At 69.3% G+C, this 22,473-nt stretch carries 22 protein-coding genes and 1 tRNA gene; 17 read left to right on the top strand and 6 right to left on the bottom strand.

The window, feature by feature from the left end:
• Window positions 1-145 precede the first annotated feature (145 nt).
• Entirely contained in the window at window positions 146-1,240 is a 1,095-nt protein-coding gene (locus FVP77_RS08075; protein ID WP_147894008.1) for an acyltransferase family protein, read from the top strand.
• On the opposite strand, the gene FVP77_RS08070 is transcribed toward FVP77_RS08075, so the two are convergent.
• Window positions 1,218-1,793 (bottom strand): hypothetical protein, encoded by a 576-nt coding sequence (locus tag FVP77_RS08070; protein ID WP_147894007.1) that lies wholly within the window; start codon window positions 1,791-1,793, stop codon window positions 1,218-1,220. The two genes, FVP77_RS08075 and FVP77_RS08070, sit on opposite strands and share 23 nt — an antisense overlap.
• Window positions 1,790-2,599, bottom strand: coding sequence for an inositol monophosphatase family protein (locus FVP77_RS08065; RefSeq protein ID WP_246134015.1), 810 nt, complete (start codon window positions 2,597-2,599; stop codon window positions 1,790-1,792). Before FVP77_RS08065 ends, FVP77_RS08070 begins: the two co-directional genes overlap by 4 nt.
• 126 nt (window positions 2,600-2,725) lie before the next feature.
• On the opposite strand from FVP77_RS08065, the gene FVP77_RS08060 reads away from it, so the two are divergent.
• Window positions 2,726-2,798 (top strand) — tRNA-Lys (locus tag FVP77_RS08060).
• 167 nt (window positions 2,799-2,965) lie between these two features.
• Here FVP77_RS08060 and FVP77_RS08055 read toward each other — a convergent pair.
• From FVP77_RS08055 to FVP77_RS08045, 3 genes are read right to left on the bottom strand one after another with little or no spacing between them, the layout of a single operon-like run.
• Window positions 2,966-4,192 carry an MFS transporter gene (locus FVP77_RS08055; protein WP_147894006.1) on the bottom strand — a complete coding sequence of 409 codons (1,227 nt, stop codon included), beginning with the start codon at window positions 4,190-4,192 and terminating at the stop codon, window positions 2,966-2,968.
• Entirely contained in the window at window positions 4,189-4,620 is a 432-nt protein-coding gene (locus FVP77_RS08050) for a MarR family winged helix-turn-helix transcriptional regulator (RefSeq protein ID WP_147894005.1), read from the bottom strand. Before FVP77_RS08050 ends, FVP77_RS08055 begins: the two co-directional genes overlap by 4 nt.
• 38 nt (window positions 4,621-4,658) lie before the next feature.
• On the bottom strand, window positions 4,659-4,916 hold the full coding sequence (locus FVP77_RS08045) for a cytochrome c-type biogenesis protein (protein WP_147894004.1): 258 nt from the start codon (window positions 4,914-4,916) through the stop codon (window positions 4,659-4,661).
• A 114-nt stretch (window positions 4,917-5,030) separates the two neighbouring features.
• On the opposite strand from FVP77_RS08045, the gene otsA reads away from it, so the two are divergent.
• The 10 genes from otsA (at window position 5,031) to serA (ending at window position 15,898) form a co-directional block, all read left to right on the top strand.
• On the top strand, window positions 5,031-6,446 hold the full coding sequence (otsA, locus tag FVP77_RS08040) for an alpha,alpha-trehalose-phosphate synthase (UDP-forming) (RefSeq protein ID WP_147894003.1): 1,416 nt from the start codon (window positions 5,031-5,033) through the stop codon (window positions 6,444-6,446).
• A gap of 5 nt (window positions 6,447-6,451) precedes the next feature.
• The gene (gene otsB, locus FVP77_RS08035; RefSeq protein WP_147894002.1) at window positions 6,452-7,234 is read left to right on the top strand and encodes a trehalose-phosphatase; all 783 of its coding nucleotides are present in this window, start codon (window positions 6,452-6,454) and stop codon (window positions 7,232-7,234) included.
• Between the two features lie 9 nt (window positions 7,235-7,243).
• A complete protein-coding gene (gene ilvD / locus FVP77_RS08030) occupies window positions 7,244-8,950 on the top strand; it encodes a dihydroxy-acid dehydratase (RefSeq protein WP_147894001.1) in 1,707 nt (568 codons plus the stop codon).
• 36 nt (window positions 8,951-8,986) lie between these two features.
• A complete protein-coding gene (locus FVP77_RS08025) occupies window positions 8,987-10,795 on the top strand; it encodes an acetolactate synthase large subunit (RefSeq protein WP_147894000.1) in 1,809 nt (602 codons plus the stop codon).
• Between the two features lie 10 nt (window positions 10,796-10,805).
• Window positions 10,806-11,315 carry an acetolactate synthase small subunit gene (ilvN, locus tag FVP77_RS08020; protein ID WP_116646309.1) on the top strand — a complete coding sequence of 170 codons (510 nt, stop codon included), beginning with the start codon at window positions 10,806-10,808 and terminating at the stop codon, window positions 11,313-11,315.
• Window positions 11,316-11,355: 40 nt separating this feature from the next.
• On the top strand, window positions 11,356-12,408 hold the full coding sequence (ilvC, locus tag FVP77_RS08015; RefSeq protein ID WP_281290324.1) for a ketol-acid reductoisomerase: 1,053 nt from the start codon (window positions 11,356-11,358) through the stop codon (window positions 12,406-12,408).
• Between the two features lie 236 nt (window positions 12,409-12,644).
• Window positions 12,645-13,262: a cyclodeaminase/cyclohydrolase family protein gene (locus tag FVP77_RS08010; RefSeq protein WP_147893998.1), complete on the top strand. Its 618-nt coding sequence runs from the start codon at window positions 12,645-12,647 to the stop codon at window positions 13,260-13,262.
• A 27-nt stretch (window positions 13,263-13,289) separates the two neighbouring features.
• On the top strand, window positions 13,290-13,796 hold the full coding sequence (locus FVP77_RS08005) for a DNA polymerase III subunit gamma/tau (protein WP_147893997.1): 507 nt from the start codon (window positions 13,290-13,292) through the stop codon (window positions 13,794-13,796).
• Window positions 13,793-14,140 carry a bacitracin resistance protein gene (locus FVP77_RS08000; RefSeq protein WP_147893996.1) on the top strand — a complete coding sequence of 116 codons (348 nt, stop codon included), beginning with the start codon at window positions 13,793-13,795 and terminating at the stop codon, window positions 14,138-14,140. Before FVP77_RS08005 ends, FVP77_RS08000 begins: the two co-directional genes overlap by 4 nt.
• Before the next feature lie 153 nt (window positions 14,141-14,293).
• A complete protein-coding gene (gene serA, locus FVP77_RS07995) occupies window positions 14,294-15,898 on the top strand; it encodes a phosphoglycerate dehydrogenase (RefSeq protein ID WP_147893995.1) in 1,605 nt (534 codons plus the stop codon).
• A 44-nt stretch (window positions 15,899-15,942) separates the two neighbouring features.
• Here the strand turns inward: serA and FVP77_RS07990 are convergent, their stop codons facing one another.
• On the bottom strand, window positions 15,943-16,503 hold the full coding sequence (locus FVP77_RS07990; RefSeq protein ID WP_147893994.1) for a TetR/AcrR family transcriptional regulator: 561 nt from the start codon (window positions 16,501-16,503) through the stop codon (window positions 15,943-15,945).
• A gap of 81 nt (window positions 16,504-16,584) precedes the next feature.
• Here FVP77_RS07990 and FVP77_RS07985 point away from each other — a divergent pair, with 81 nt between their 5' ends.
• From FVP77_RS07985 to FVP77_RS07965, 5 genes are all read left to right on the top strand, one after another.
• A complete protein-coding gene (locus tag FVP77_RS07985; RefSeq protein WP_147893993.1) occupies window positions 16,585-18,138 on the top strand; it encodes an MFS transporter in 1,554 nt (517 codons plus the stop codon).
• Window positions 18,139-18,172: 34 nt separating this feature from the next.
• Window positions 18,173-19,237: a 3-isopropylmalate dehydrogenase gene (locus FVP77_RS07980; protein ID WP_147893992.1), complete on the top strand. Its 1,065-nt coding sequence runs from the start codon at window positions 18,173-18,175 to the stop codon at window positions 19,235-19,237.
• A gap of 64 nt (window positions 19,238-19,301) precedes the next feature.
• A complete protein-coding gene (locus tag FVP77_RS07975) occupies window positions 19,302-20,408 on the top strand; it encodes a branched-chain amino acid aminotransferase (protein WP_147893991.1) in 1,107 nt (368 codons plus the stop codon).
• Between the two features lie 50 nt (window positions 20,409-20,458).
• A complete protein-coding gene (locus tag FVP77_RS07970; protein ID WP_147893990.1) occupies window positions 20,459-21,223 on the top strand; it encodes a fumarylacetoacetate hydrolase family protein in 765 nt (254 codons plus the stop codon).
• Window positions 21,220-22,464, top strand: a complete 1,245-nt coding sequence (locus FVP77_RS07965) for an MFS transporter (protein WP_147893989.1) — start codon at window positions 21,220-21,222, stop codon at window positions 22,462-22,464. Before FVP77_RS07970 ends, FVP77_RS07965 begins: the two co-directional genes overlap by 4 nt.
• Window positions 22,465-22,473: the final 9 nt, after the last annotated feature.

The following is a 22,473-nucleotide window of genomic DNA, read 5'->3' as shown; positions in this document are numbered from 1 at the left end:
TCCCGAGTCGACGGACGAGCGCCCCGTGCGAACTATGGGAAAATCATGAACGACCGTCCCCCCGGTCCGTCGTTCTTCGCGTGCCGCCGCCGCCGCGCTCCATCCGACATGTCGCCCCGCTGAGGCTGCGACAGGAACGAGACGCATGATCCTCCCCGCGCGCCGCGAACTCTGGGCTGACAGTGCCCGAGGGCTCGCGATCCTCGCCGTGGTGCTCGGGCACGTGTTCTTGCAGGAGGGTCCGGAGACCACCTGGACGATGTGGGGGCCGGCGCAGAGCGCGTGGATCGAGTTCCGCGACCTGCTGCTCCCGGTGCGCATGCCGTTGTTCTTCCTCATCGCCGGGTACTTCGCCGCGAGCGCCATCGCACGTCCGTGGGGCACGGTGCTGCGCACCCGCACGCTGAGTCTGTATTACCTGTACGCCGTGTGGCTGCTTGCGCAGACGCTGTTCTTCCTCCTCGTCCCTCACGCCGGCACAGCGGCCGCCTCGACCGTGCGCGAGCTCGCCGCGCAGCTGACGTACGCCCCGAACAACCTGTGGTTCCTCGTCGCTCTCGCCGCGTACTTCACGATCGCGAAGGCGGGCGCGCGCATCGCCCCCGTCGCTCTGGCGGGCGCGGCGTGGGTGTCATGGTCGGCCTTCACCGACCGGCTGCCGGATTTCTTCGACCGCACGCCGATGCCCGAGTACCTCGTGTTCTTCCTGCTCGGTGCCTACGCGCCGGGTCTGCTGCGCAGCATCCGTGGCAGCGCCCCTCTCGTCCTCGCCGGGGCCCTTGGTCTGATGGCGGGCGTGAACGCGATGCACGACGCCGAGAGTCGGATGCTGTGGACCAATTACCTGCTGCTCTCGACGGTGGCCGGGGTCACGGCGGTGGTGTCGCTGTTGAAGCTTCTCGAGGCGCAGGGACTGCTCCCGCGGTCGACGGTATGGGTGGGCCGCCGCACCCTGCCGATCTACGTCGTGCAGCTGCCCCTCGCTATCGCCGTCGACGCTCTGATCGGACTGCTCCCGCGGGAGGTCGCTCAAGCGATCTTCGGCAACCCGCTGGTCTCGTCGGTCTACCCGGTCGCGGTGACCGCGATCGTGGTCGCCGCCGCCCTCGCGCTGCACCATCTCGTGCAGCGCGTGGCTCCGTGGATGTATCGCGCGCCGTGGCTGCACCGGGCGCCGGAAGCGCGCAGGGCGACGCCGTCCCCCGCATCCGGGATCGTCAGCTCGCGGGGCGCTCGATGAGCAGCAGGCCCTGCTTGGTGTCGGAGATCGTGACCCATCCGTCGCCGAAGAGGTAGGTGATCCCGTACCCCTCGGCATCGGTCGCGATGGCGGTGTCGGCGCTCTCGGTGATGTACAGGCCGTCCGCGCTCTCTTCGCTGCGCCATCCACCCGACAGCAGCTCGTTCTTCGCCGTGGAGGCGGCGGCGTCGGTGATCGGAGCCCAGCCGTAGATCTGCACGTGATCGGTCGCGACCGAGTAGTCGCCCCACGTGCACTGGATCCCGTCCGCCAGCTCGACGCCGCCGGCGTAGAAGGGTCCTTCCTGGGCCGTCCAGCCGAGCTCCTCGAAGTCGGCCACGGTCGGTGCGGGGAGGATCGACGCGCACGTCGCGTCGGCGTCCGATGTCGCGCTCGCGCTCGGCTGAGGCGAGGCCGCCGGGGGAGTGCTGGGCGAACTCGACGGCGGAGGGGTGGTCGGGGTGGCCGCGGGAGCCGCGACACACGCCGCGAGTACCAGGGAGGTCGCCCCGAGCGAGAGCGTTGCGAGGATGCTGCGCCGCACGGCGGTCATGAAGCGGCGTCCGCTCCGTCGGTGTGGATCAGATCGAGGAAGTCCGCGTGCAGCACGCCGTTCGTCGCGAGCGACGACCGTGCCGCGAGGCTGTCCTCGCCATCGAAGGAGGTGAATCTTCCGCCGGCCTCGTGGATGACCGGCACGAGCGCGGCGAGGTCGTACTCCTTGACGCCGAATTCGGCGACGAACTCGAGCCGGCCCTCAGCCAGCCACATGTAGGGCAGGGCATCGCCGTACCCGCGGTCGCGCCAGACGGCGCGCGAGAGCCGCAGCAACGCGGGGAGCTTGCCCGCCGCATCCCACTGCTCGATGCTCTGGAAACTGACGCTCGCCTTCTCAACCGTGTCGACCGTCGAGACGTGGATGCGGCGGCTGTCGCCCTCCGGGGTGTTCGTCCATGCTCCGCCGCCCTCAGCGGCCCACCAGCGGCGTCCGAGCGACGGTGAGCTCACGACGCCCACCCGAGGCACGCCGTCGACCGCGAGGGCGATCAGGGTGGCCCACACGGGAATGCCCTTCAGGTAGTTCGAGGTGCCGTCGATCGGATCGATGATCCACTGACGGGTCGAGCTGCCCGAGACGCCGAACTCTTCTCCGAACACCCCGTCGTCGGGGCGCTCCGCAGCCAAGAGGTCGCGGATGGCCCGCTCGGTCGCGAGGTCCGCCTCGGTGACCGCGGAATCGTCGGCTTTCGTCTGCACGTCGAGGTCGGCCGCGTCGAAGCGGCTCATCGACACCGCATCCGCGGCATCCGCGATCCGGAGGGCGAGCGAGAGGTCGTCTGCGAAGGTACTGCCGGGCACGGGGGAAGAAACCTCGGTGGGGGACACAGGCTCCACGATACCGGCGAGGCGACCTCGATTCGCGGGGAGCGGTAAGGACTGGTAATGTAAACCCTCGGTTCGCCGGGCTCCACCCCGGCGCTCCACGCACCTCTAGCTCAATCGGCAGAGCAACTGACTCTTAATCAGTGGGTTCTCGGTTCAAGTCCGAGGGGGTGCACGGATCAGCCTCGGAAACTCTCGCCAGTTTCCGGGGCTTTTTCGCTTTTCGGGGCAGGCCGGCGCTCCCGGGTTCGGTCTTCGAATCAACGCGAAAGGGCTCCGATCCACCTCGGAATGCCGCAGCACGAGGTGGACCGGAGCCCCGGAGTGTTGATCGGGCGAGCGTCAGGCGGCGTCGCCGACGAGGATCGCTGCGCCTTCCTCCGCAGCATCCGCTTCGCGCTCGTCGATCCGTGCCAGAGCGCCGCGACCGACGAACAGGGTGACGATGGCGAGAGCGATGGATGCGGCGGCGAACCAGTACGGAACGCTGACGTTGAACGCGTGCCAGAGCAGTGCGGCGAGCGGGGGAGCGGCGGCTCCTCCGAGGAAGCGCACCGCCGAGTACGCGGAGCTGGCGACCGAGCGGGGGAGGTCGGTCGCCTCCATCACCGACTCGGTGAGCACCGTGTTCATGAGACCGAGCAGCAGGCCGCCGACGATGATGCAGGTCACGAGCGCCGCGGGCGAGCCGGCCACGAACCCGGCGACCACGAGGTCGACGGCGAGGAGCGGCAGCACGATCAGCATCGCGGTCGTGCGGCGCATCGTCCGCAGGAGCAGCGGGGCGACCCAGACGCCGGTGACCGCAAGGGCCACGCCCCACCCGAAGAACGTGAAGCCGATCCCCATGGCGCCGAAGCCCAGGGGGAACGGCGAGAAGGCCAGCAGCACGAAGAAGGCGATGTTGTAGAAGAGCGCGGTGATCGCCAGCACGGCGAGAGGCGGCTGCCGCAGAGCGCGGATCGGTGCCGAGAGTCGCGTCGGCGTGGGCTTGGCCTCTTTCCCCCGGAGGAGGAGCAGCACGGCGATGAACGCGATCGCCATGAGGGCGACGACGCCGAAGAACGGCCCGCGCCAGCTGACCTCCCCGAGGAGGCCCCCCAGGAGCGGCCCGATAGCGATGCCCAGCCCCAGGGCTGCCTCGTAGAGGATGATCGCCGCGGCGCTGCCTCCGCTCGCGGAGCCGACGATCGTCGCGAGCGCCGTCGAGATGAACAGCGCGTTGCCCAGACCCCAGCCGGCGCGGAATCCGATGACCGCCTCGACACTGCCGCTCAACGCGCACAGCAGGGCGAACACGACGATGAGCGCCAGCCCGACGAGCAGGGTGCGCTTCGCGCCGATACGGCTCGACACCCAGCTGGTGACGAGCATCGCGAGCCCGGTGACCAGGAGGTAGCTCGTGAAGAGCAGCTCGGTCTCGACGGGGCTCGCCTGCAGCGAATCGGCGATGGCCGGGAGGATCGGGTCGACGAGACCGATTCCCATGAAGGCGACGACGCAGGCGAACGCGACAGCCCAGACCTGGGCGGGCTGTCGCCAGACGCTCGTGGTGGGGGCGGCGCTCATCGCACGGCCTCCGACATCGCGGTCTTGCGTGAGATGAGATCCGCCGTCCGTCGGACGGCCTCCCAGTCGTCGTCGTCGAGGTCGGAGAAGAATGGCAGGAGCGCGTCCTGCAGCCGCGCGAGCCACGCGTCGAGCGCGTCGTCACCGGCGTCCGTCGCAGAGACGACGGTCGCACGGGAATCCGCAGCATCCGGCGCCCGCTCGAGGAGGCCGGCATCGACCATCTGGCCGACCAGGCGCGTCATCCCGGGCTGCGAGATGCGGCTGAGCACCGCGAGCTCGCCGACTCGGAGCGGACCCTGGTCGCGAAGGAGCTTGAGGGTGCGCCACTGCGCCGATGGAGTCTCGTTGTCGAGGGTGAGCGCCGCCATGCGGGTGAGTGCGCTCGCGGCGATGATCAGCCGCTGGATGTCTTCTGCACGCGTCATGCAATAAGCATAACGCGGATATATAACCTTGGTATGGGCTACCGCTTCACGCGCTCCTTGAGCAGGCGCTTCTGCTCGCCCTTCGACAGCGGCGAGTCGCCGGCGATGAGCTTGCCGCGGGCCGAACGGCGGGTGTCGACCACCGCGCCGATCGCCAGGGCGAGGGTGATTCCCCAGCTCAGCCAGCCCAGCGCCGTCCGCCATGTGAACGGCTCGTTGCTGCGCAGGCTCCGAAAGAGCGTGAGTCCGCTCGTGATGGCGCTCAGGAGACCGGTTCCGAAGATGTACTTGCGCATGACCCTCACGCTACCGGGGCGGGGAGCGTACCCGACGCAGGCTTGACAGGCATCCGCCGGGGCCGTCTTCCTCCCGCTGTTAGCCTGGGATTCCGCCCAGCGAGGAGAATTTCCGTGACCAAGGCCGATTTCGTCGTCGTCGCAAACCGACTTCCCGTCGATCGGTCGGGTGATGACGAGCCGTGGCGCCGGTCGCCCGGAGGTCTGGTGACGGCCCTCGAGCCGGTGATGCGCAAGGCCGACGGAGCCTGGGTCGGGTGGGCCGGTCAGCCCGACGTCGAGCTGGAGCCCTTCGAATTCGAGGGATCGCACCTGGTGCCGGTCATGCTGACCGCGGACGACATCGAGAACTACTACGAGGGGTTCTCCAACGACACGATCTGGCCCCTGTACCACGACGTGATCGCCGCCCCTCGGTACCGCCGTCAATGGTGGGATGCATACGTGCGGGTGAACCGGCGTTTCGCCGAGGCGGCCGCGGAGGCAGCCGACGAGAACGCGATCGTCTGGGTGCAGGACTACCAGTTGCAGCTCGTGCCGCGGATGCTGCGCGAAGCGCGCCCCGACCTCACCATCGGCTACTTCCACCACATCCCGTTCCCGGCGTACGGCCTGTATTCGCAGCTGCCGTGGCGTCGGCAGGTGCTCGAGGGGCTGCTCGGCGCCGACGTCATCGGCTTCCAGCGGGTGGCCGACGCGGGCAACTTCGCCCGTGCCGTTCGCCGGCAGCTCAGGTACGAGACGAAGGCGTCGGGCATCACGGTGCCCGACGGTCAGGGCGGAACGCGCCGCGCCCTGGCGAAGGCGTTCCCGATCTCCATCGACGCCGATTCCTACATCGAGCTCGCACAGCGGCCCGAGATCCAGGCGCGTGCGGTCGAGATCCGCGAGAGCCTCGGAAACCCGAAGAAGATCCTCCTGGGGGTCGACCGTCTCGACTACACGAAGGGCATCCGGCACCGCCTGAAAGCGTTCGGCGAGCTGCTCGAAGACGGTCGCGTGTCGGTCGACGACGTGACGCTCGTCCAGGTCGCCAGTCCGAGCCGCGAGCGGGTCGAGGCGTACGTGCAGCTGCGCGACGAGATCGAGCTGGCCGTCGGCCGCGTCAACGGCGACTACGACACGATGGGCCACACCGCCATCAGATACCTGCACCAGGCGTATCCGCGCGAAGAGATGGTCGCGCTGTACCTCGCCGCCGATGTGATGCTCGTCACGGCACTGCGCGACGGGATGAACCTCGTCGCGAAGGAGTACGTCGCCAGCCGCGTCGACAACCGCGGGGTTCTCGTCCTGAGCGAGTTCGCGGGTGCCGCCGACGAGCTCGGCAGCGCCATCCACATCAACCCGCACGACATCGGCGGGCTGAAGGACGCCATCATGCGCGCGATCGACATGCCGGCGGCTGAGCAGGGGCGGCGTATGCGCGCCCTGCGGCGTCGGGTGCGCGAGCACGACGTCGAGGACTGGTCACGCGAGTTCCTCGAGGCCCTGGCCGTCTTCCACGGCCCCGGATCGGTGGTGGAGTGACGATCATGCCGACCTACGACGCACCGCTCGACGCTCTCGCGGCGACGCCCCGCCTCCTCGTCGCCCTCGACTTCGACGGCACGATCTCACCGCACGCCGACGACCCGATGCAGTCGCGGATGCTGCCCGCCGCCCGCTCTGCCCTGGAGACCTTGGCGGCGCTGCCCGACACGACGGTCGCGCTCGTCTCCGGTCGCAGCCTGTCCGACCTCCGCGTCATCTCGGAGCACGGCGACGACTCGCCGTGGTTGCTCGCCGGATCGCACGGTGCCGAGTACTGGCGCCCGGGGGAGGGGGCCATCGAGCCGCAGGAGGAGTCGGACGACGTCCGCCTCCGCGACCGGCTGTTCGCCGAGGCCGAGGCCGCGGTCGCCGAGCGCCCCGGTGTCTGGATCGAGCCGAAGACCTTCGGCTTCGCCGTTCATACGCGCAAAGCGGACGACGCCGCGACCCGAGCCGCCGCGAACGACGCCGTCGACGCAATCATGGCCGCGGAGGCTCCGACGTGGCGCCGCCGAACGGGTCAGAACATCGTCGAGTTCGCCTTCCGCCACGAGGGCAAGGATTCCGCGGTCGCCGCGCTCCGCGAGCAGACGGGATCGACGGCCGTGCTGTTCGCCGGAGACGATGTCACCGACGAAGACGCTCTGCGCAGCCTGTCGGACGGCGATCTCGGCGTCCACGTGGGCACGAACGAGACGGCCGCGACCGTATCGGTCTCCGACATCCCCGCGTTCGCCGCGCTGCTGGACGACCTGGCGCGTCGGCGGGCCGCGCGCCCGGAATAGACTGCGGATATGGCCCACCCCGACAACTCCATCGACATCAAACCCCGCAGCCGCGTGGTGACCGACGGCATCGAAGCCACCACGTCGCGCGGAATGCTCCGTGCCGTGGGCATGGGCGACGCCGACTGGGACAAGCCCCAGATCGGCATCGCGTCGAGCTGGAACGAGATCACCCCCTGCAACCTGAGCCTCGACCGGCTCGCCCAGGGCGCCAAGGAAGGCGTCCACGCCGGGGGCGGCTACCCGCTCCAGTTCGGAACCATCTCGGTGTCGGACGGCATCTCGATGGGTCACGAGGGCATGCACTTCTCGCTCGTCTCGCGCGAGGTCATCGCCGACTCGGTCGAGACCGTCATGATGGCCGAGCGCCTCGACGGGTCGGTGCTGCTCGCCGGCTGCGACAAGTCGATCCCGGGCATGCTGATGGCGAGTGCCCGCCTCGACCTGTCCAGCGTCTTCCTCTACGCGGGCTCCATCGCCCCGGGTTGGGTGAAGCTCAGCGACGGCACCGAGAAGGACGTCACGATCATCGACTCGTTCGAGGCGGTCGGCGCGTGCCTCGCGGGCAAGATGAGCGAAGCCGATCTCAAGCGCATCGAGTGCGCGATCGCGCCGGGCGAAGGTGCGTGCGGCGGTATGTACACCGCCAACACGATGGCCTCGGTGGCCGAGGCCCTGGGTCTCAGCCTGCCCGGGTCGGCTGCCCCGCCGTCGGCCGACCGTCGACGCGACTACTTCGCGCACCGCTCGGGCGAGGCCGTCGTCAACCTGCTGCGCCAGGGCATCACCACGCGCGACATCTTGACCAAGGAAGCTTTCGAGAACGCGATCGCCCTGGCGATGGCGCTCGGCGGATCGACGAACGTCGTCCTCCACCTCCTCGCGATCGCGAACGAGGCCGAGGTCGAACTGTCGCTCCACGACTTCAACCGCATCGGCGACAAGACGCCGCACGTGGCCGACATGAAGCCGTTCGGCAAGTACGTCATGAACGACGTCGACCGGCACGGCGGCATCCCGGTGATCATGAAGGCGATGCTCGATGAGGGACTGCTACACGGCGACGCGCTGACGGTGACGGGCAAGACGCTCGCCGAGAACCTCCGCGAGCTCGACCCCGACCCGATCGACGGCACCGTCATCCACACGTTCGACAACCCGATCCACGAGAGCGGCGGGATCACGATCCTGCACGGCACGATCGCCCCCGAGGGCGCGGTCGTGAAGTCGGCCGGGTTCGACGCCGACGTATTTGAAGGCCCTGCCCGCGTCTTCGAGCGCGAGCGCGGCGCGATGGACGCGCTGGAGGCCGGAGAGATCCACGCCGGCGACGTCGTGGTCATCCGCTACGAGGGCCCCAAGGGCGGCCCCGGTATGCGCGAGATGCTCGCCATCACGGCCGCCATCAAGGGAGCCGGGCTCGGCAAGGATGTACTACTCTTGACGGACGGACGATTCTCAGGCGGCACAACCGGCCTGTGCATCGGCCACATAGCACCCGAAGCGGTGGACGCTGGTCCCATCGCCTTCGTGCGCGATGGTGATCTGATACGGGTCGATATCGCGGCTCGCACTCTCGACCTACTCGTCGACGAGACCGAGCTGAGCTCCCGCCGTTCTGGCTGGGAGCCGCTTCCCCCGCGCTATACCCGTGGCGTCCTGGCCAAGTACTCGAAGCTCGTGCAGTCCGCCGCTCGCGGCGCCGTCACGGGCTGACGGCCCGCCCCCATCCCCGCTCCGAGGAGCTTCACCATGTCTGCCGACTCAACCACGGCCGTACCCCGGCCACCCGCCCGCTCAGCCGCCGCGGCTGCGCCCATCATCACGGGCGCGCAAGCCGTCGTCCGCTCGCTCGAACTGCTGGGCGTCACCGACGTCTTCGGCCTGCCCGGCGGCGCGATCCTCCCCGTCTACGACCCGCTCATGGACACCTCCGAGATCCGCCACATCCTCGTGCGCCACGAGCAGGGTGCCGGTCACGCCGCGGAGGGCTACGCCTCAGCATCCGGACGCACCGGCGTCGCGATCGCGACGTCGGGCCCCGGTGCGACGAACCTCGTCACCGCGATCGCCGACGCCTACATGGACTCGGTGCCGATCGTCTGCATCACCGGACAGGTGTTCTCGACCCTGATGGGGACCGACGCCTTCCAGGAAGCCGACATCGTCGGCATCACGATGCCGATCACCAAGCACTCGATCCTGGTGAAGGATGCGTCGGAGATCCCCGGCGCCATCGCGGCCGCCTTCGAGATCGCCGGCACAGGCCGCCCCGGGCCGGTGCTCGTCGACATCACGAAGGATGCCCAGCAGGCCGAGGCACCGTTCGTCTGGCCGCCGAAGATCGACCTTCCCGGCTACCGTCCGGTAACCAAAGCGCACGGCAAGCAGATCCAGGCCGCGGCCCAGCTGCTGGCCACCGCCAAGAAGCCCGTGCTGTACGTGGGCGGCGGCGTCATCCGCTCCCGCGCGTCGGAAGAGCTGCTGGCTCTCGCCGAGGCCACCGGTGCGCCCGTCGTCACGACGCTGATGGCCCGCGGGGCGTTCCCCGACTCGCACCCGCAGCAGCTCGGCATGCCGGGCATGCACGGAACGGTCCCCGCGGTGCTCGCGCTGCAGGAAGCCGACCTGCTCGTCTCGCTCGGCGCGCGGTTCGATGACCGCGTGACCGGCAAGGCCGCGCTCTTCGCACCGCACGCCCAGGTGGTGCACGTCGACATCGACCCCGCCGAGATCTCCAAGATCCGCGCGGCGGACGTGCCGATCGTGGGAGACCTCAAGGACGTCCTCGTCGATCTCGAGTCGGCTTTCCGCACTGCCGCCGGTGACACCAAGCCCGACACCGAAGAGTGGTGGTCGTTCCTCGACGGCCTGAAGGCGGAGTTCCCCCTCGGGTACGCGCCGACGACCGACGGCCTCCTCGCCCCGCAGCACGTGATCCAGCGCATCGGCGAACTGACCGGTCCCGAGGGCATCTACGCCGCGGGCGTCGGACAGCACCAGATGTGGTCGGCGCAGTTCATCAAGTACGAGCGGCCCAACTCCTGGCTCAACTCCGGTGGAGCCGGAACGATGGGCTACTCCGTCCCGGCGGCGATGGGCGCGAAGGTCGCCGAACCCGACCGCGTGGTCTGGGCGATCGACGGCGACGGATGCTTCCAGATGACCAATCAGGAGCTCGCCACCTGCACGATCAACAACATCCCGATCAAGGTCGCGATCATCAACAACTCGTCGCTCGGCATGGTGCGGCAGTGGCAGACGCTGTTCTACGACGGCCGGTACTCCAACACCGACCTGAACACCGGGCACGGCAGCGCCCGCATTCCCGACTTCGTGAAGCTCGCCGAGGCCTACGGCTGCCTCGCGATCCGCGTCGAACGGGAAGACGAGGTGGATGCAGCGATCAAGCTGGCGCTCGAGACGAACGATCGCCCCGTCGTGATCGACTTCGTCGTGAGCGCCGACTCGATGGTGTGGCCGATGGTGCCGCAGGGCGTCAGCAACAGCTACGTCCAGTACGCCCGCGAACACGCTCCGGCGTTCGACCAGGAAGACTGAGGGGATCGTCATGGCAAGACACGTGCTGAGCCTCCTCGTCGAGGACAAGCCGGGCCTGCTCACCCGCGTGGCGGGGCTGTTCGCCCGTCGCGGGTTCAACATCGAGTCGCTCGCGGTGGGCGTGACCGAGGTCGACGGCCTCTCCCGCATCACCGTCGTCGTCGACGTCGAAGGGCTCCCGCTCGAGCAGGTGACGAAGCAGCTGAACAAGCTCATCAACGTCATCAAGATCGTCGAGCTCGACCCCGCAGCATCCGTGCAGCGCGAGCACATGCTCGTGAAGGTGCGCGCCGACAACGCCACCCGGTCGAACGTGCTCGAGGTCGTCGCGCTCTTCCGCGCCTCGGTCGTCGACTACGCCCCCGACGCGATCGTGGCCGAGATCACCGGCGACCACGGCAAGGTCGAGGCCTTCCTGCGTGCACTCGAACCGTTCGGCATCAAGGAGCAGGCCCAGTCCGGGCTCCTCGCCATCGGTCGCGGGGGCAAGAGCATCACCGAACGCGTCCTGCGCGGCTGACACATCCCCCTTCGTTTCGCTGACACTCGCTCAGCGACGCATTCCTCAAACAAGGAGAAACACCGAAATGGCAGAGATCTTCTACGACGACGACGCCGACCTGTCGCTCATCCAGAGCAAGAAGGTCGCGGTCGTCGGCTACGGCTCGCAGGGCCACGCCCACGCGCAGAACCTGCGCGACTCGGGCGTCGACGTCGTCATCGCGCTCAAGGACGGCTCGAAGTCCGCTCCGAAGGCTCAGGAGGACGGCTTCGAGGTCAAGTCCGTCGCCGACGCGGCCGAGTGGGCCGACCTGATCATGATCCTCGCGCCCGACCAGCACCAGCGGTCGATCTTCAGCGAGTCGATCAAGGACAAGCTGACCCCCGGCAAGACCCTCGCGTTCGCGCACGGGTTCAACATCCGCTTCGGCTACATCGACGCCCCCGAGGGCGTCGACGTGATCCTCGTCGCCCCCAAGGCTCCCGGTCACACGGTCCGGCGCGAGTTCGTCGCCGGCCGCGGCATCCCCGACATCATCGCCGTCGAGAACGACGCGTCTGGCCAGGCGTGGGACATCGCCAAGTCGTACGCGAAGGCGATCGGCGGCACCCGCGCCGGCGTCATCAAGACCACCTTCACCGAAGAGACCGAGACCGACCTGTTCGGCGAGCAGGCCGTGCTCTGCGGCGGCGTCTCGCAGCTCGTGCAGTACGGCTTCGAGACCCTCAGCGAGGCCGGCTACCAGCCGGAGATCGCTTACTTCGAGGTGCTCCACGAACTCAAGCTCATCGTCGACCTCATGTGGGAGGGTGGCATCGCCAAGCAGCGCTGGTCGGTCTCCGACACGGCCGAGTACGGCGACTACGTCTCCGGCCCGCGCGTGATCGACGCGCACGTCAAGGAGAACATGCAGGCCGTTCTCGCCGACATCCAGTCGGGTGCGTTCGCGAAGCGCTTCATCGACGACCAGGACGCCGGAGCCCCCGAGTTCCTCGCCCTCCGCGAGAAGGCCGCCGGGCACCCGATCGAGGCCACGGGCAAGGAGCTGCGTTCTCTCTTCGCCTGGAAGCAGACCGACACCGATTACACCGAGGGCAGCGCTGCGCGCTGACCTCGCCGGAGGCAACGTCGTCTGACGTGATCGCTTTCGCGATCATCGCGGGCAGCGCTGCGCGCTGACCTCGCCGGAGGCAGGGTCGTCTGACGTGATCGCTTTCGCGATCACCGAAGGCAGCGCTGCGCGCTGATCTCGCCGGTCGACTACGAGACCCGTTCTTCTCGGCGAGACCCCGACTTCACGTCGAGGTCTCGCTGCGGGGGGCGGGTCTCGCCGTTTAGGGTGGCCGGATGAACGCCGACGGAGACGTACCCACATCGATCGCCCTCGACACCTGGTTGGCGAAGCTCGCCGAGCCCACCGGGGCCCCGGGCGGAGGATCGGCTGCCGGGGTGATGATGGGGCTCGCCGCGGCACTGCTCCACATGGTGTGCGGCTACACGCCCGACGAGCCGGCCGCCGTCGCGGCGGGCGAGCGGGTTGCGGAGCTGCGCGAAAGAGCGCTCCGCGCGGCCAACGACGACGGCATCCGCTCGCGCGCGCTCGGCGCCGCCCTCGCCTCGCGCGATCCCGATCGCAGCATCCCGCTGCACCGCGAAGCCGTCGCAGCATCCGTGTCGTCCGCAGAGCTCGCCGAGGTCGGAATCGCGCTGTCCGCCGAGCTGCGGGTGGTCGCCGACGTCGGCAACCCGAGCGTGGTCGCCGACACGGGCGTTGCCGCCGAAGCGTTGGCCGCCGGACTCGGCGCGGCGCTGATCAACCTCCACGCGAACGTCCGTCTGGCGCGTAAGCACGCGTCCGAGGGAGACGACGACGCGCCGCTCGTGAGCGTCGACGAGGTCGGCGAGCGAGGCCGGCGGGTACGGGAGGAGATCGACGCCATCCGCGTGGCGGTGTCGGGCATCTGACGCGAGCCCGCGCATTACGCTGGGGGAGTGACCAGCCGCCGTGACGATGACGCCCTGAGCTGGGACGGAGACGACGACCCCACGCTCGACATCGGCGTCGACACGTCCCGATCGCCGATCGACGAGCCGGTCCCGGATGCTGCGCCCGCCGCCGCCGGGGAGCAGCCGGCGCGAGCGGCGGCCGAACCCGAGCCGGTGGAGCTCGTGGAGGTCGAACCCGAGCGGTCCGCCGAACAGGCCGGCATGGGGAACGTCGCGCTCGTCTCGATCGGTCTGATCGCGGGCGCCTACATCTTCTTCGCGATCGGATGGTTCATCGCGGGGCTGCGACTCCAGGCGGTCTCGGGACTCCTCGTAGACCCCGTGATGTACGCGGCGGGAACCTGGGGCGCGACGCTGGCCGGACCGATCTGGTTCCTCACCGCGTTCCTGCTGACGCGCGGGTCGCGCACCTGGGTGCGCTTCGTCGCCCTTCTCATCGGGCTCGTGCTCGTTGTTCCGTGGCCCTTCCTGCAGACGGGAGTCGGCGTATGACCGCTGTCGAAGAGTCGCCGACGATGCGCCGGAACCCGACGTGGATGGTCGTTGCCATCGCGGGCGCTTTCGGTCTGCTCTACGCGTACATCGTCTGGAACGCGGTGGGGCTGCTGGTGTCGCAGGCGACCGGGCCGCTGGGGATCAACGTCGCGGGGTGGGCGCTGCTGCTCTCGGCAGCCGTCTTCCCTCTCCTGGCCTTCGGGGTCGCGTTCGCCGTCGGGTACCGTCGCCGCGCCGGTCAGTTCGCGCTCGTGCTCCTGACGGGGCTCGGGCTGTCGGCGGTGTTCTGGTTCAACGTGCTGGCGTACGCGGCGACGAAGGGCGCGGAGCTGCTGGGCTGACGCACGTCGCCCCTGCCGACGGAATCGAGCGGCCCGTCACACGATCGGGCGTGGGTGTCGGGCCACGATAAGCTGGCCGAACCCGTGCCCTCGGTCGTGCGACCGACGGTCCGCCGCATCCACCGCACTCGCGTACCGCCGAAGGATCTGTCTGTGACGAAGCCCGTCGTCCTCATCGCCGAAGAACTCTCTCCCGCCACGGTCGAGGCCCTCGGGCCCGACTTCGACATCCGCAACGTCGACGGCACCGACCGCTCCGCGCTTCTGGCCGCTCTGGCCGATGCGCACGCGATCCTGGTGCGCTCCGCGACGAAGGTCGACGCCGAGGCTCTTGCCGCCGCGCCGAAGCTGAAGGTCGTCGCGCGTGCCGGCGTCGGACTCGACAACGTCGACATCAAAGCGGCGACCACGGCCGGGGTCATGGTCGTCAACGCCCCGACCTCGAACATCATCTCCGCGGCCGAGCTGACGGTCGGCCACATCCTGAGCCTCGCCCGTCACATTCCCGCGGCGCACGCGTCGCTCGCGGCGGGCGCCTGGAAGCGCAGCTCGTTCACGGGCACCGAGCTCTACGAGAAGACCGTCGGCATCATCGGGCTCGGCCGCATCGGCGCGCTCATCGCCGCCCGTCTGCAGGCGTTCGACGTGCGCGTCGTCGCCTACGACCCCTATGTCACCAGCGCTCGCGCGCAGCAGCTGGACGTCGAGCTGCTGAGCCTCGACGAGCTGCTGGAGCAGAGTGATTTCGTATCCATCCACATGCCCAAGACAGCCGAGACCACCGGCATGATCAGCACCGAGCAGCTGCGTCGCATGAAGCCGACGGCCTACGTGGTGAACGTCGCGCGCGGGGGTCTCATCGACGAGGAGGCACTGTTCGTCGCGCTGACGACGGGAGAGATCGCCGGCGCGGGCCTCGACGTCTTCACCACCGAGCCTCCCGTCGCCGGCGGCACCGCGGCTCGTCTGCTCGACCTGCCCAACGTCGTCGTGACGCCCCACCTCGGAGCCTCCACCGACGAGGCCCAGGAGAAGGCGGGCGTCTCGGTCGCGAAGTCGGTCAAGCTCGCGCTCGAAGGCGACCTCGTGCCCGACGCGGTGAACGTCGCCGGCGGTGTGATCGACCCGTTCGTGCGGCCCGGCATCGCTCTGGTCGAGTCGCTCGGGCAGTTCTTCACCGGCCTCGCGCAGGGCGCACTGACGAACCTCGAGATCGAGGTGCGCGGCGAGCTCGCCGGCTACGACGTGAGCGTCTACCGTCTCGCCGCTCTCAAGGGGATCCTCACGAACATCGTGAGCGAGACCGTCTCCTACGTGAACGCGCCGCTGTTCGCCGAGCAGCGCGGCATCGAGACCCGTCTGGTCGTCGAGGCCGAGAGCCCGCTCTACCGCAACCTCACGACCCTCCGCGGCACGCTGTCCGACGGCTCGGTGCTCACCGTCTCGGGCACGCTCGCCGGCACCCGCATGGTGCCGAAGATCGTCGGGATCAACGGTTACGAGATCGAGGTGCCGATCGAGCGTCACCACGTCGTGATGCGTTACGCCGATCGCCCGGGGATCGTCGCGATCTACGCGCGCGCCCTCGGTGATGTCGACATCAACATCGAGGGACTCCAGGTCGCCCACGCCGACGCCGGCGGGCGCGCCCTCTCGGTGCTGACCGTCGATTCGCCCGTGCCCGACGAGCTGCTCGCCGAGATGGGCGAGGCCGTGGGCGCCGACCTGTTCCGTCAGATCGAGATCACCGAGGCCTGAGCCGCGCGCTGCGCCACGCAGCATCCGCCGTTCCGGCGTCGTCGCTAGCGAGCGGCGGCGTCGGGGGTGGTGGACGCTTCGACCAGCCGGATCAGCGCGGCGATGTCGTCGGCGTCCAGCTGCGGCCCGGGGACCGATCCGACCGTGAGGGCGTTGTTGAAGTAGAGGCCGTCGCTCACGAGCAGGATGAGCTGCAGCGCGGTCTCGTCCTTCGCCAGCGGCCGCAGGGCCTCCTCCCAGAGCACGCGAACGCGACGGAGCGCCTCGACGGCGGGGGCGCTGCCGTTCTGGGCGAGGCGTGAGACGGCCACGATCGCCTGATCGAGCACGGATCCGGTGTGGATCGACGTGCGCATGAATGCGGCGACCGGGCCCTCGGGTGCGCGCTTGATCTCCTCGATGTCGTCGACGGCGAGCGCCTCCATGCGCTCCATGAGCCCGGCTTCGAGCGCTTCCTTCGACCCGAAGTGGTAGAGCAGCCCGCCCTTCGAGACCCCGGCTTCCCGCGCGGTCGCGTCCATGGTGGCCGCACGCTCCCCGTCGTCGGAGAGGATGCGGGCGAAGGCGTCGAGAACGCTTTCGCGGGCACGGGGTGGGCGGCTCATGGTTCCGATCGTAGCTAGGGGGCGGTGACGATCCTCTGATACTATACCGGCTAGACGGTTTAGAAACGGAAACGAACACCCATGGCCAGCTCCACCCTCACCCAGCCCACCTCGACCCTGGACGTGCCCCGCGCCAGCTGGCGCGGATGGCTCGCACTCGCGGTGCTGATGCTCCCGGTGATCCTGGTCTCCGTCGACAACACGGTGCTGAGCTTCGCGCTGCCGTCGATCGCCTCCGATCTCGCCCCGACGAGCATCGAGCAGCTCTGGATCGTCGACTCGTACGCCCTCGTGCTCGCCGCGCTGCTCGTCACGATGGGCACGCTCGGCGACCGGTTCGGGCGGCGTCGGATGCTGCTGATCGGCGCCACCGGCTTCGGGGTCGTCTCGGTGCTGGCCGCCTTCGCCCCTACTGCCGCGCTGCTCATCGCCGCACGTGCAGGGATGGGCGTCTTCGGCGCCATGCTCATGCCCTCGACCCTGTCGCTCCTGCGCACGATCTTCGCGAACCGCGATCAGCGGCGCATCGCCATCGCCATCTGGGCGGCAGGCTTCTCCGCGGGGTCGGCCCTCGGCCCGATCGTCGGCGGCTTCCTGCTCGAGCACTTCGAATGGGGCTCGGTCTTCCTCCTGTCGGTGCCCGTGCTGATCCCGCTGCTCGTCCTCGCGCCGATCCTCGTCCCCGAGAGCCGTGACCCGAACCCGGGCCGATTCGATCTGCTGAGCGTCCTTCTGTCACTGGCGACCATGGTGCCGATCGTCTACGGCATCAAGGAGTTCGCGGTCGAAGGGCTCGTTCCGGCCGTTCCGGTTCTGTTCGTGATCGGTCTTGCCTTCGGCGCCCTCTTCGTGCGCCGGCAGAAGCGGCTGACGACGCCGATGCTCGACATGTCGCTCTTCCGGCGCGGCACCTTCAGCGGCGCCATCGTGGTGAACCTCCTCAGCGTCGTCGGGCTCGTCGGGTTCCTCTACTTCGTCGCCCAGCACCTTCAGCTGATCGTCGGCCTGAGCCCCATGGAATCGGGCTTCGCGCTCGTCCCCGGACTCGCGGCGATGATCGTGTCGGGTCTGGTGGTCGTGCCGATCGCGAAGCGGTTCCCGCCGCGGATCATCGTGCCGATCGCACTGTCGTTCTCGGCACTCGGATACGTCCTGGTCGCCGTGTCCACGGCGGAGCTCGGTCTGCTGATCGCCGCGTTCGCCGCGCTCGGGCTCGGCATCGGCGCGGCAGAGACCGTCAGCAACGAGCTGATCCTCGCCAGTGCGCCGGGGGAGAAGGCCGGAGCCGCGAGCGCGGTGTCGGAGACGGCGTACGAACTCGGCGCGGTGCTCGGCACGGCCGTGCTCGGAGGCATCCTCACTGCTGCCTATCGTGCCCAGCTCGTGCTGCCGGCGGGTCTTCCGTCCGAGGCGGGTGACGCGGCGCGCGAGACGCTCGCCGGTGCCATGAGCGCGGCCGACGGGCTCTCGCCCGAGATCGCGGAGGCTCTGCGTCAGGCGGCGGCGCACGCGTTCGACTCGGGCGTGGTCGTGACCTCCCTCATCGGCGCTGCGCTCATCGTCGTGGCAGGCGTCGTGGCGGCTACTACTCTGAAGGGGTCGAAAGCCGCACCGTCCCGCAGCCGCAAGGGCTGAGGGGCGCGGCTCCCTGTCGAAGGAGCACACCCCCGTGGAAACTACGCCGTCGCGTGTCGTGAAGCTCGCCGTGATCCCCGGTGACGGAATCGGTCCCGAGGTCATCGCCGAGGCGGAGAAGGTGCTGGATGCGGTGACCGCCGGCTCCGGCGTCACGTTCGAACGCACGCGGTTCGCCCTGGGAGCGGGGCGTTTCCTCGAGACCGGTGACACCCTCACCGACGCCGACCTCGCCGCGATCGCGTCGCACGACGCCATCCTCCTGGGCGCGGTGGGGGGCACCCCCGGAGACCCGCGCCTCAAGGACGCCAACATCGAGCGCGGCCTGCTGCTGCGTCTGCGCTTCGCGCTCGACCACTACGTCAACCTCCGCCCGTCCAAGCTCTACCCCGGGGCTCCCGGGCCGCTCGCCGAGCCCGGCGACATCGACTTCGTGGTCGTGCGCGAGGGGACCGAGGGGCCGTACGTCGGCAACGGCGGTTCGATCCGTGTCGGTACGCCGCATGAGATCGCGAACGAGACCTCCGTGAACACCGCCTTCGGTGTCGAGCGCGTCGTGCGTTATGCGTTCGAGCTCGCCGAGCGCCGCCGGAAGAAACTGACGCTCGTGCACAAGACGAACGTGCTGGTGAATTCGGGCAGCCTCTGGAAGCGCCTGGTCGATGCCGTCGGGGCCGAGCACCCGGACGTGGCCGTAGACTACCTGCACGTCGACGCGGCGACGATCTTCCTGGTCACGAACCCGGGCCGCTTCGACGTGATCGTCACCGACAACCTCTTCGGAGACATCCTCACCGACCTGGCCGGCGCCGTCACCGGTGGCATCGGTCTCGCCGCATCGGGGAACATCAACCCCGACGGCGCGTTCCCTTCGATGTTCGAGCCCGTTCACGGATCAGCGCCCGATATCGCAGGACAGCACAAGGCCGATCCCACGGCCGCGATCCTCTCCGTCTCGCTTCTGCTCGATCACCTCGGGCTCGCCGAGCAGGCCGCCCGCGTCACCCGCGCGGCCGAGGACGATATCGCGGCGAGGGACGACTCTCCTCGCACCACGATGCAGATCGGCGACGCCATCGTCGAACGCCTGCGGGCGTAACCTGAATGCGCGGGTCCGCCCGCCGATCTCCGCCGCGGTACCCCGGCATGAAAGCAGACGTCACATGACTACCATCGACACCGATCTCGACACCGGCCTCGACCCGCTCGAGTTCCTCGTGCGCCGCAATCTGAACGCCAAGAGCGACTCGGAGCGCGAGGCGATCCTCGCCGACCCGGGCTTCGGCAAGAGCTTCACCGATCACATGGTCGACATCTGCTGGTCGGTCGGCGGCGGATGGCACCGCCCGCGCGTCTCGCCGTACGGCCCGATCGCCCTCGACCCGGCCGCAGCCGTCCTGCACTACGGCCAGGAGGTCTTCGAGGGCATCAAGGCGTACCGCCACGCCGACGGGTCGATCCACACCTTCCGCCCCGACCAGAACGCCCGCCGCCTCCAGCGCAGCGCTCGACGCCTCGCGCTTCCCGAGCTGCCCGCGCCGTACTTCATCCAGTCGCTGCGCGAACTCATCGCCGCCGACGGAGCATGGGTGCCCTCGGGTGCCGACCAGAGTCTGTACCTGCGTCCGTTCATGTTCGCCAAGGAGGCGTTCCTCGGAGTGCGGCCCGCGCACAAGGTCAACTACTACGTGATCGCCAGCCCCGCGGGGGCCTACTTCACCGGCGGTGTGAAGCCGGTGTCGATCTGGCTCAGCGAGGACTACGCCCGCGCCGGTAAGGGCGGAACGGGTGCGGCGAAGACCGGTGGCAACTACGCCGCCAGCCTGCTGCCGCAGGCGGAGGCCTACGAGCACGAGTGCGACCAGGTCGTCTTCCTCGACGAGGCACGCAACGTCGAGGAACTCGGCGGAATGAACATCGTCTTCGTCTACAAGGACGGCCGCATCGTCACGCCGCAGTCCGAGTCGATCCTCGAGGGCATCACGCGCGACTCGATCCTGCAGCTCGCCATCGATCGCGGTCACAAGGTCGAGGGGCGCGCGGTCTCTCTCACCGAGTGGCGCGAGGGCGTCGCATCCGGTGAGATCGCCGAGGTGTTCGCCTGCGGCACCGCCGCCGTCGTCACCCCGATCGGGGTGCTCAAGGGCCGCGACTTCTTCGACGAGCAGCCGACGGGCACCCTCGCCCTCGAGCTGCGACAGGAGCTCACCGACATCCAGTACGGTCGCGCCGAAGACAAGCACGGCTGGATGCTGCGCCTCGACGCCTGACCTGCGCCGGGGGTCTTCGGCCCTCCCGCGGGGCTGGGTAGGCTGGGCGCGTGAGAATCGCACGCTTCAGCCACCAGGACGCCATTCGCTACGGCATCGTCGACGGGACGGAGCTCGTCGTCCTCGCGGGCGATCCGATGTTCGCCGGGTACGAGACCACGGGGGAGCGCGTGCCCGTCGCCGACGTCGCCCTTCTCGCACCGGTGATCCCCCGCTCGAAGGTCGTGTGCGTCGGCAAGAACTACGCCGATCACGCGGCGGAGATGGGCGGTGAGGCTCCGAAGGAGCCGTTGCTCTTCTTCAAGCCGAACACCGCGGTGATCGGCCCCAACGACTCGATCGTCCGTCCACCGCAGTCCGAGCGAACCGATTACGAAGGCGAGCTCGCCGTGGTCATCGGACGCATCGCCAAGAACGTACCGGCGGCCCAGGCGCTCGACTACGTCTTCGGGTACACGATCGCCAACGACGTCACCGCCCGCGACCTGCAGAAGAGCGACGGCCAGTGGGCTCGGGCCAAGGGCTTCGACACCTTCTGCCCGCTGGGTCCCGCCATCGAGACGGAGTTCGACGCGGCATCCGCCACTCTGACGACGCGCCTGAACGGCGACGTCGTGCAGCAGGCGCCGATCTCGGACATGATCCACTCGATCCCCGACGTCATCGCCTACGCCTCGGCGGCGTTCACCCTGCTCCCCGGCGACGTGATCCTCACCGGCACCCCGGCCGGGATCGGTGCGTTCGGAGCCGGCGACGTGGTCGAGGTCGAGATCACGGGCCTCGGCATCCTCCGGAACCCCGCGCGCGACGCGTGAGCGCAGCGGCGGCGACGCCGCTCACGGGAGACATCGAGCGCGCACAGCGCCGGACGGTGCGCGTGCTCGCGACCGGGCAGGTGCTCGGAGGTGTGGCGTTCGGCGCGACCGTATCGCTCGGCGCTCTGCTGGCGGCCGATCTCTCGGGCCAGGACGGCCTGTCGGGCTTTGCGACGGCGTCGGTCACCCTGGGTGCTGCCCTCGCTGCGATCCCCCTGGCTCGTCTGGCGGCCCGGCGCGGGCGGCGACTCGCGCTGACCCTCGGCAATGCGCTCGCCCTCATCGGGATCGCGATCGTCGTGACGTCGGCGGTCGTCAGGTCGTTCCCGCTTCTGCTGGCGGGCGTCGTCCTCATCGGGATGGGTAACGCCGGGAATCTGCAGTCCCGGTTCGCGGCCACCGATCTCGCCACCGACCGCAGGCGCGCGCGCGACCTGTCCGTCGTCGTCTGGGCGACGACCGTCGGCGGCGTCGCCGGGCCGTTGCTCGTCGGTCCGGGTGAGAGCCTCGGCCGGATTCTCGGCATGCCCGAGCTCACCGGTTCGTACCTGTTCTCCTTCGGCGCGCAGGCGGCCGCACTCGCGCTGTACCTCGTCGCCCTGCGGCCCGACCCGCTGCTGTGGGCGCAGAGGCTGGAGCGCTCCGGGGGAGCGGGGGCCACGCGGATCGACGCAGTCGACCGCCCGCGCGTCGCGCGGTACGCGATCTTCGCCGTTGCCGGCAGCCACGTGGTGATGGCGTCGGTGATGGCGATGACCCCGGTGCACCTGGCTCACATGTCGCCGGACGGCGCGGTGACTGCGACCGTCGGCATCACCATCGCCGTCCACGTCTTCGGCATGTACGGCCTGTCGCCGCTGTTCGGGTGGCTCGCCGATCGTGTCGGAAGGCTGCCCGTCGTTCTGCTCGGGCAGGCGATCCTCGCCGCATCCCTCGTGTGCGCGGCGCTGTTCACCCACTCGCAGGTGGGGGTGACCGTCGCTCTCCTGCTCCTCGGCCTCGGCTGGAGTGCTGCGACCGTCGCCGGTGCCGCGCTCCTAACCGAATCAACGCCCACCGATCGGCGCCCGCGCCGACAGGGGCTCAGCGATACGGTCATGACTCTCAGCGCAGCCGTCGGCTCGGTGCTCGCCGGCGTCGCTCTGGCCACGATCGGCTACGACGGACTGGCGTGGTGCGCACTGGTGCTCGTCGCGCTGGTGACGGTGCTCGCTCGATGGGGGCGCCCCTCGCGCGACTAGGCTGGAGGG

Origin of the sequence: Microbacterium hatanonis, assembly GCF_008017415.1 — a bacterium.
Lineage (GTDB): Bacteria > Actinomycetota > Actinomycetes > Actinomycetales > Microbacteriaceae > Microbacterium > Microbacterium hatanonis.
The sequence above is the reverse complement of the archived record's forward strand: the minus strand, read 5'-3'. Positions and strand labels throughout refer to the sequence as shown.

What these genes read in the sequence shown, in the direction of transcription:
- FVP77_RS08055 (WP_147894006.1), bottom strand. Translation starts at nt 4,192, where the DNA reads ATGAGCGCCGCCCCCACCACGAGCGTCTGGCGACAGCCCGCCCAGGTC.
- FVP77_RS07975 (WP_147893991.1), top strand. Translation starts at nt 19,302, where the DNA reads ATGACTACCATCGACACCGATCTCGACACCGGCCTCGACCCGCTCGAG.
- FVP77_RS08075 (WP_147894008.1), top strand. Translation starts at nt 146, where the DNA reads ATGATCCTCCCCGCGCGCCGCGAACTCTGGGCTGACAGTGCCCGAGGG.
- ilvN (WP_116646309.1), top strand. Translation starts at nt 10,806, where the DNA reads ATGGCAAGACACGTGCTGAGCCTCCTCGTCGAGGACAAGCCGGGCCTG.
- FVP77_RS08000 (WP_147893996.1), top strand. Translation starts at nt 13,793, where the DNA reads ATGACCGCTGTCGAAGAGTCGCCGACGATGCGCCGGAACCCGACGTGG.
- FVP77_RS08050 (WP_147894005.1), bottom strand. Translation starts at nt 4,620, where the DNA reads ATGACGCGTGCAGAAGACATCCAGCGGCTGATCATCGCCGCGAGCGCA.
- FVP77_RS08025 (WP_147894000.1), top strand. Translation starts at nt 8,987, where the DNA reads ATGTCTGCCGACTCAACCACGGCCGTACCCCGGCCACCCGCCCGCTCA.
- otsB (WP_147894002.1), top strand. Translation starts at nt 6,452, where the DNA reads ATGCCGACCTACGACGCACCGCTCGACGCTCTCGCGGCGACGCCCCGC.
- FVP77_RS07990 (WP_147893994.1), bottom strand. Translation starts at nt 16,503, where the DNA reads ATGAGCCGCCCACCCCGTGCCCGCGAAAGCGTTCTCGACGCCTTCGCC.
- ilvD (WP_147894001.1), top strand. Translation starts at nt 7,244, where the DNA reads ATGGCCCACCCCGACAACTCCATCGACATCAAACCCCGCAGCCGCGTG.
- FVP77_RS08010 (WP_147893998.1), top strand. Translation starts at nt 12,645, where the DNA reads ATGAACGCCGACGGAGACGTACCCACATCGATCGCCCTCGACACCTGG.
- FVP77_RS08045 (WP_147894004.1), bottom strand. Translation starts at nt 4,916, where the DNA reads ATGCGCAAGTACATCTTCGGAACCGGTCTCCTGAGCGCCATCACGAGC.
- FVP77_RS08070 (WP_147894007.1), bottom strand. Translation starts at nt 1,793, where the DNA reads ATGACCGCCGTGCGGCGCAGCATCCTCGCAACGCTCTCGCTCGGGGCG.
- FVP77_RS07985 (WP_147893993.1), top strand. Translation starts at nt 16,585, where the DNA reads ATGGCCAGCTCCACCCTCACCCAGCCCACCTCGACCCTGGACGTGCCC.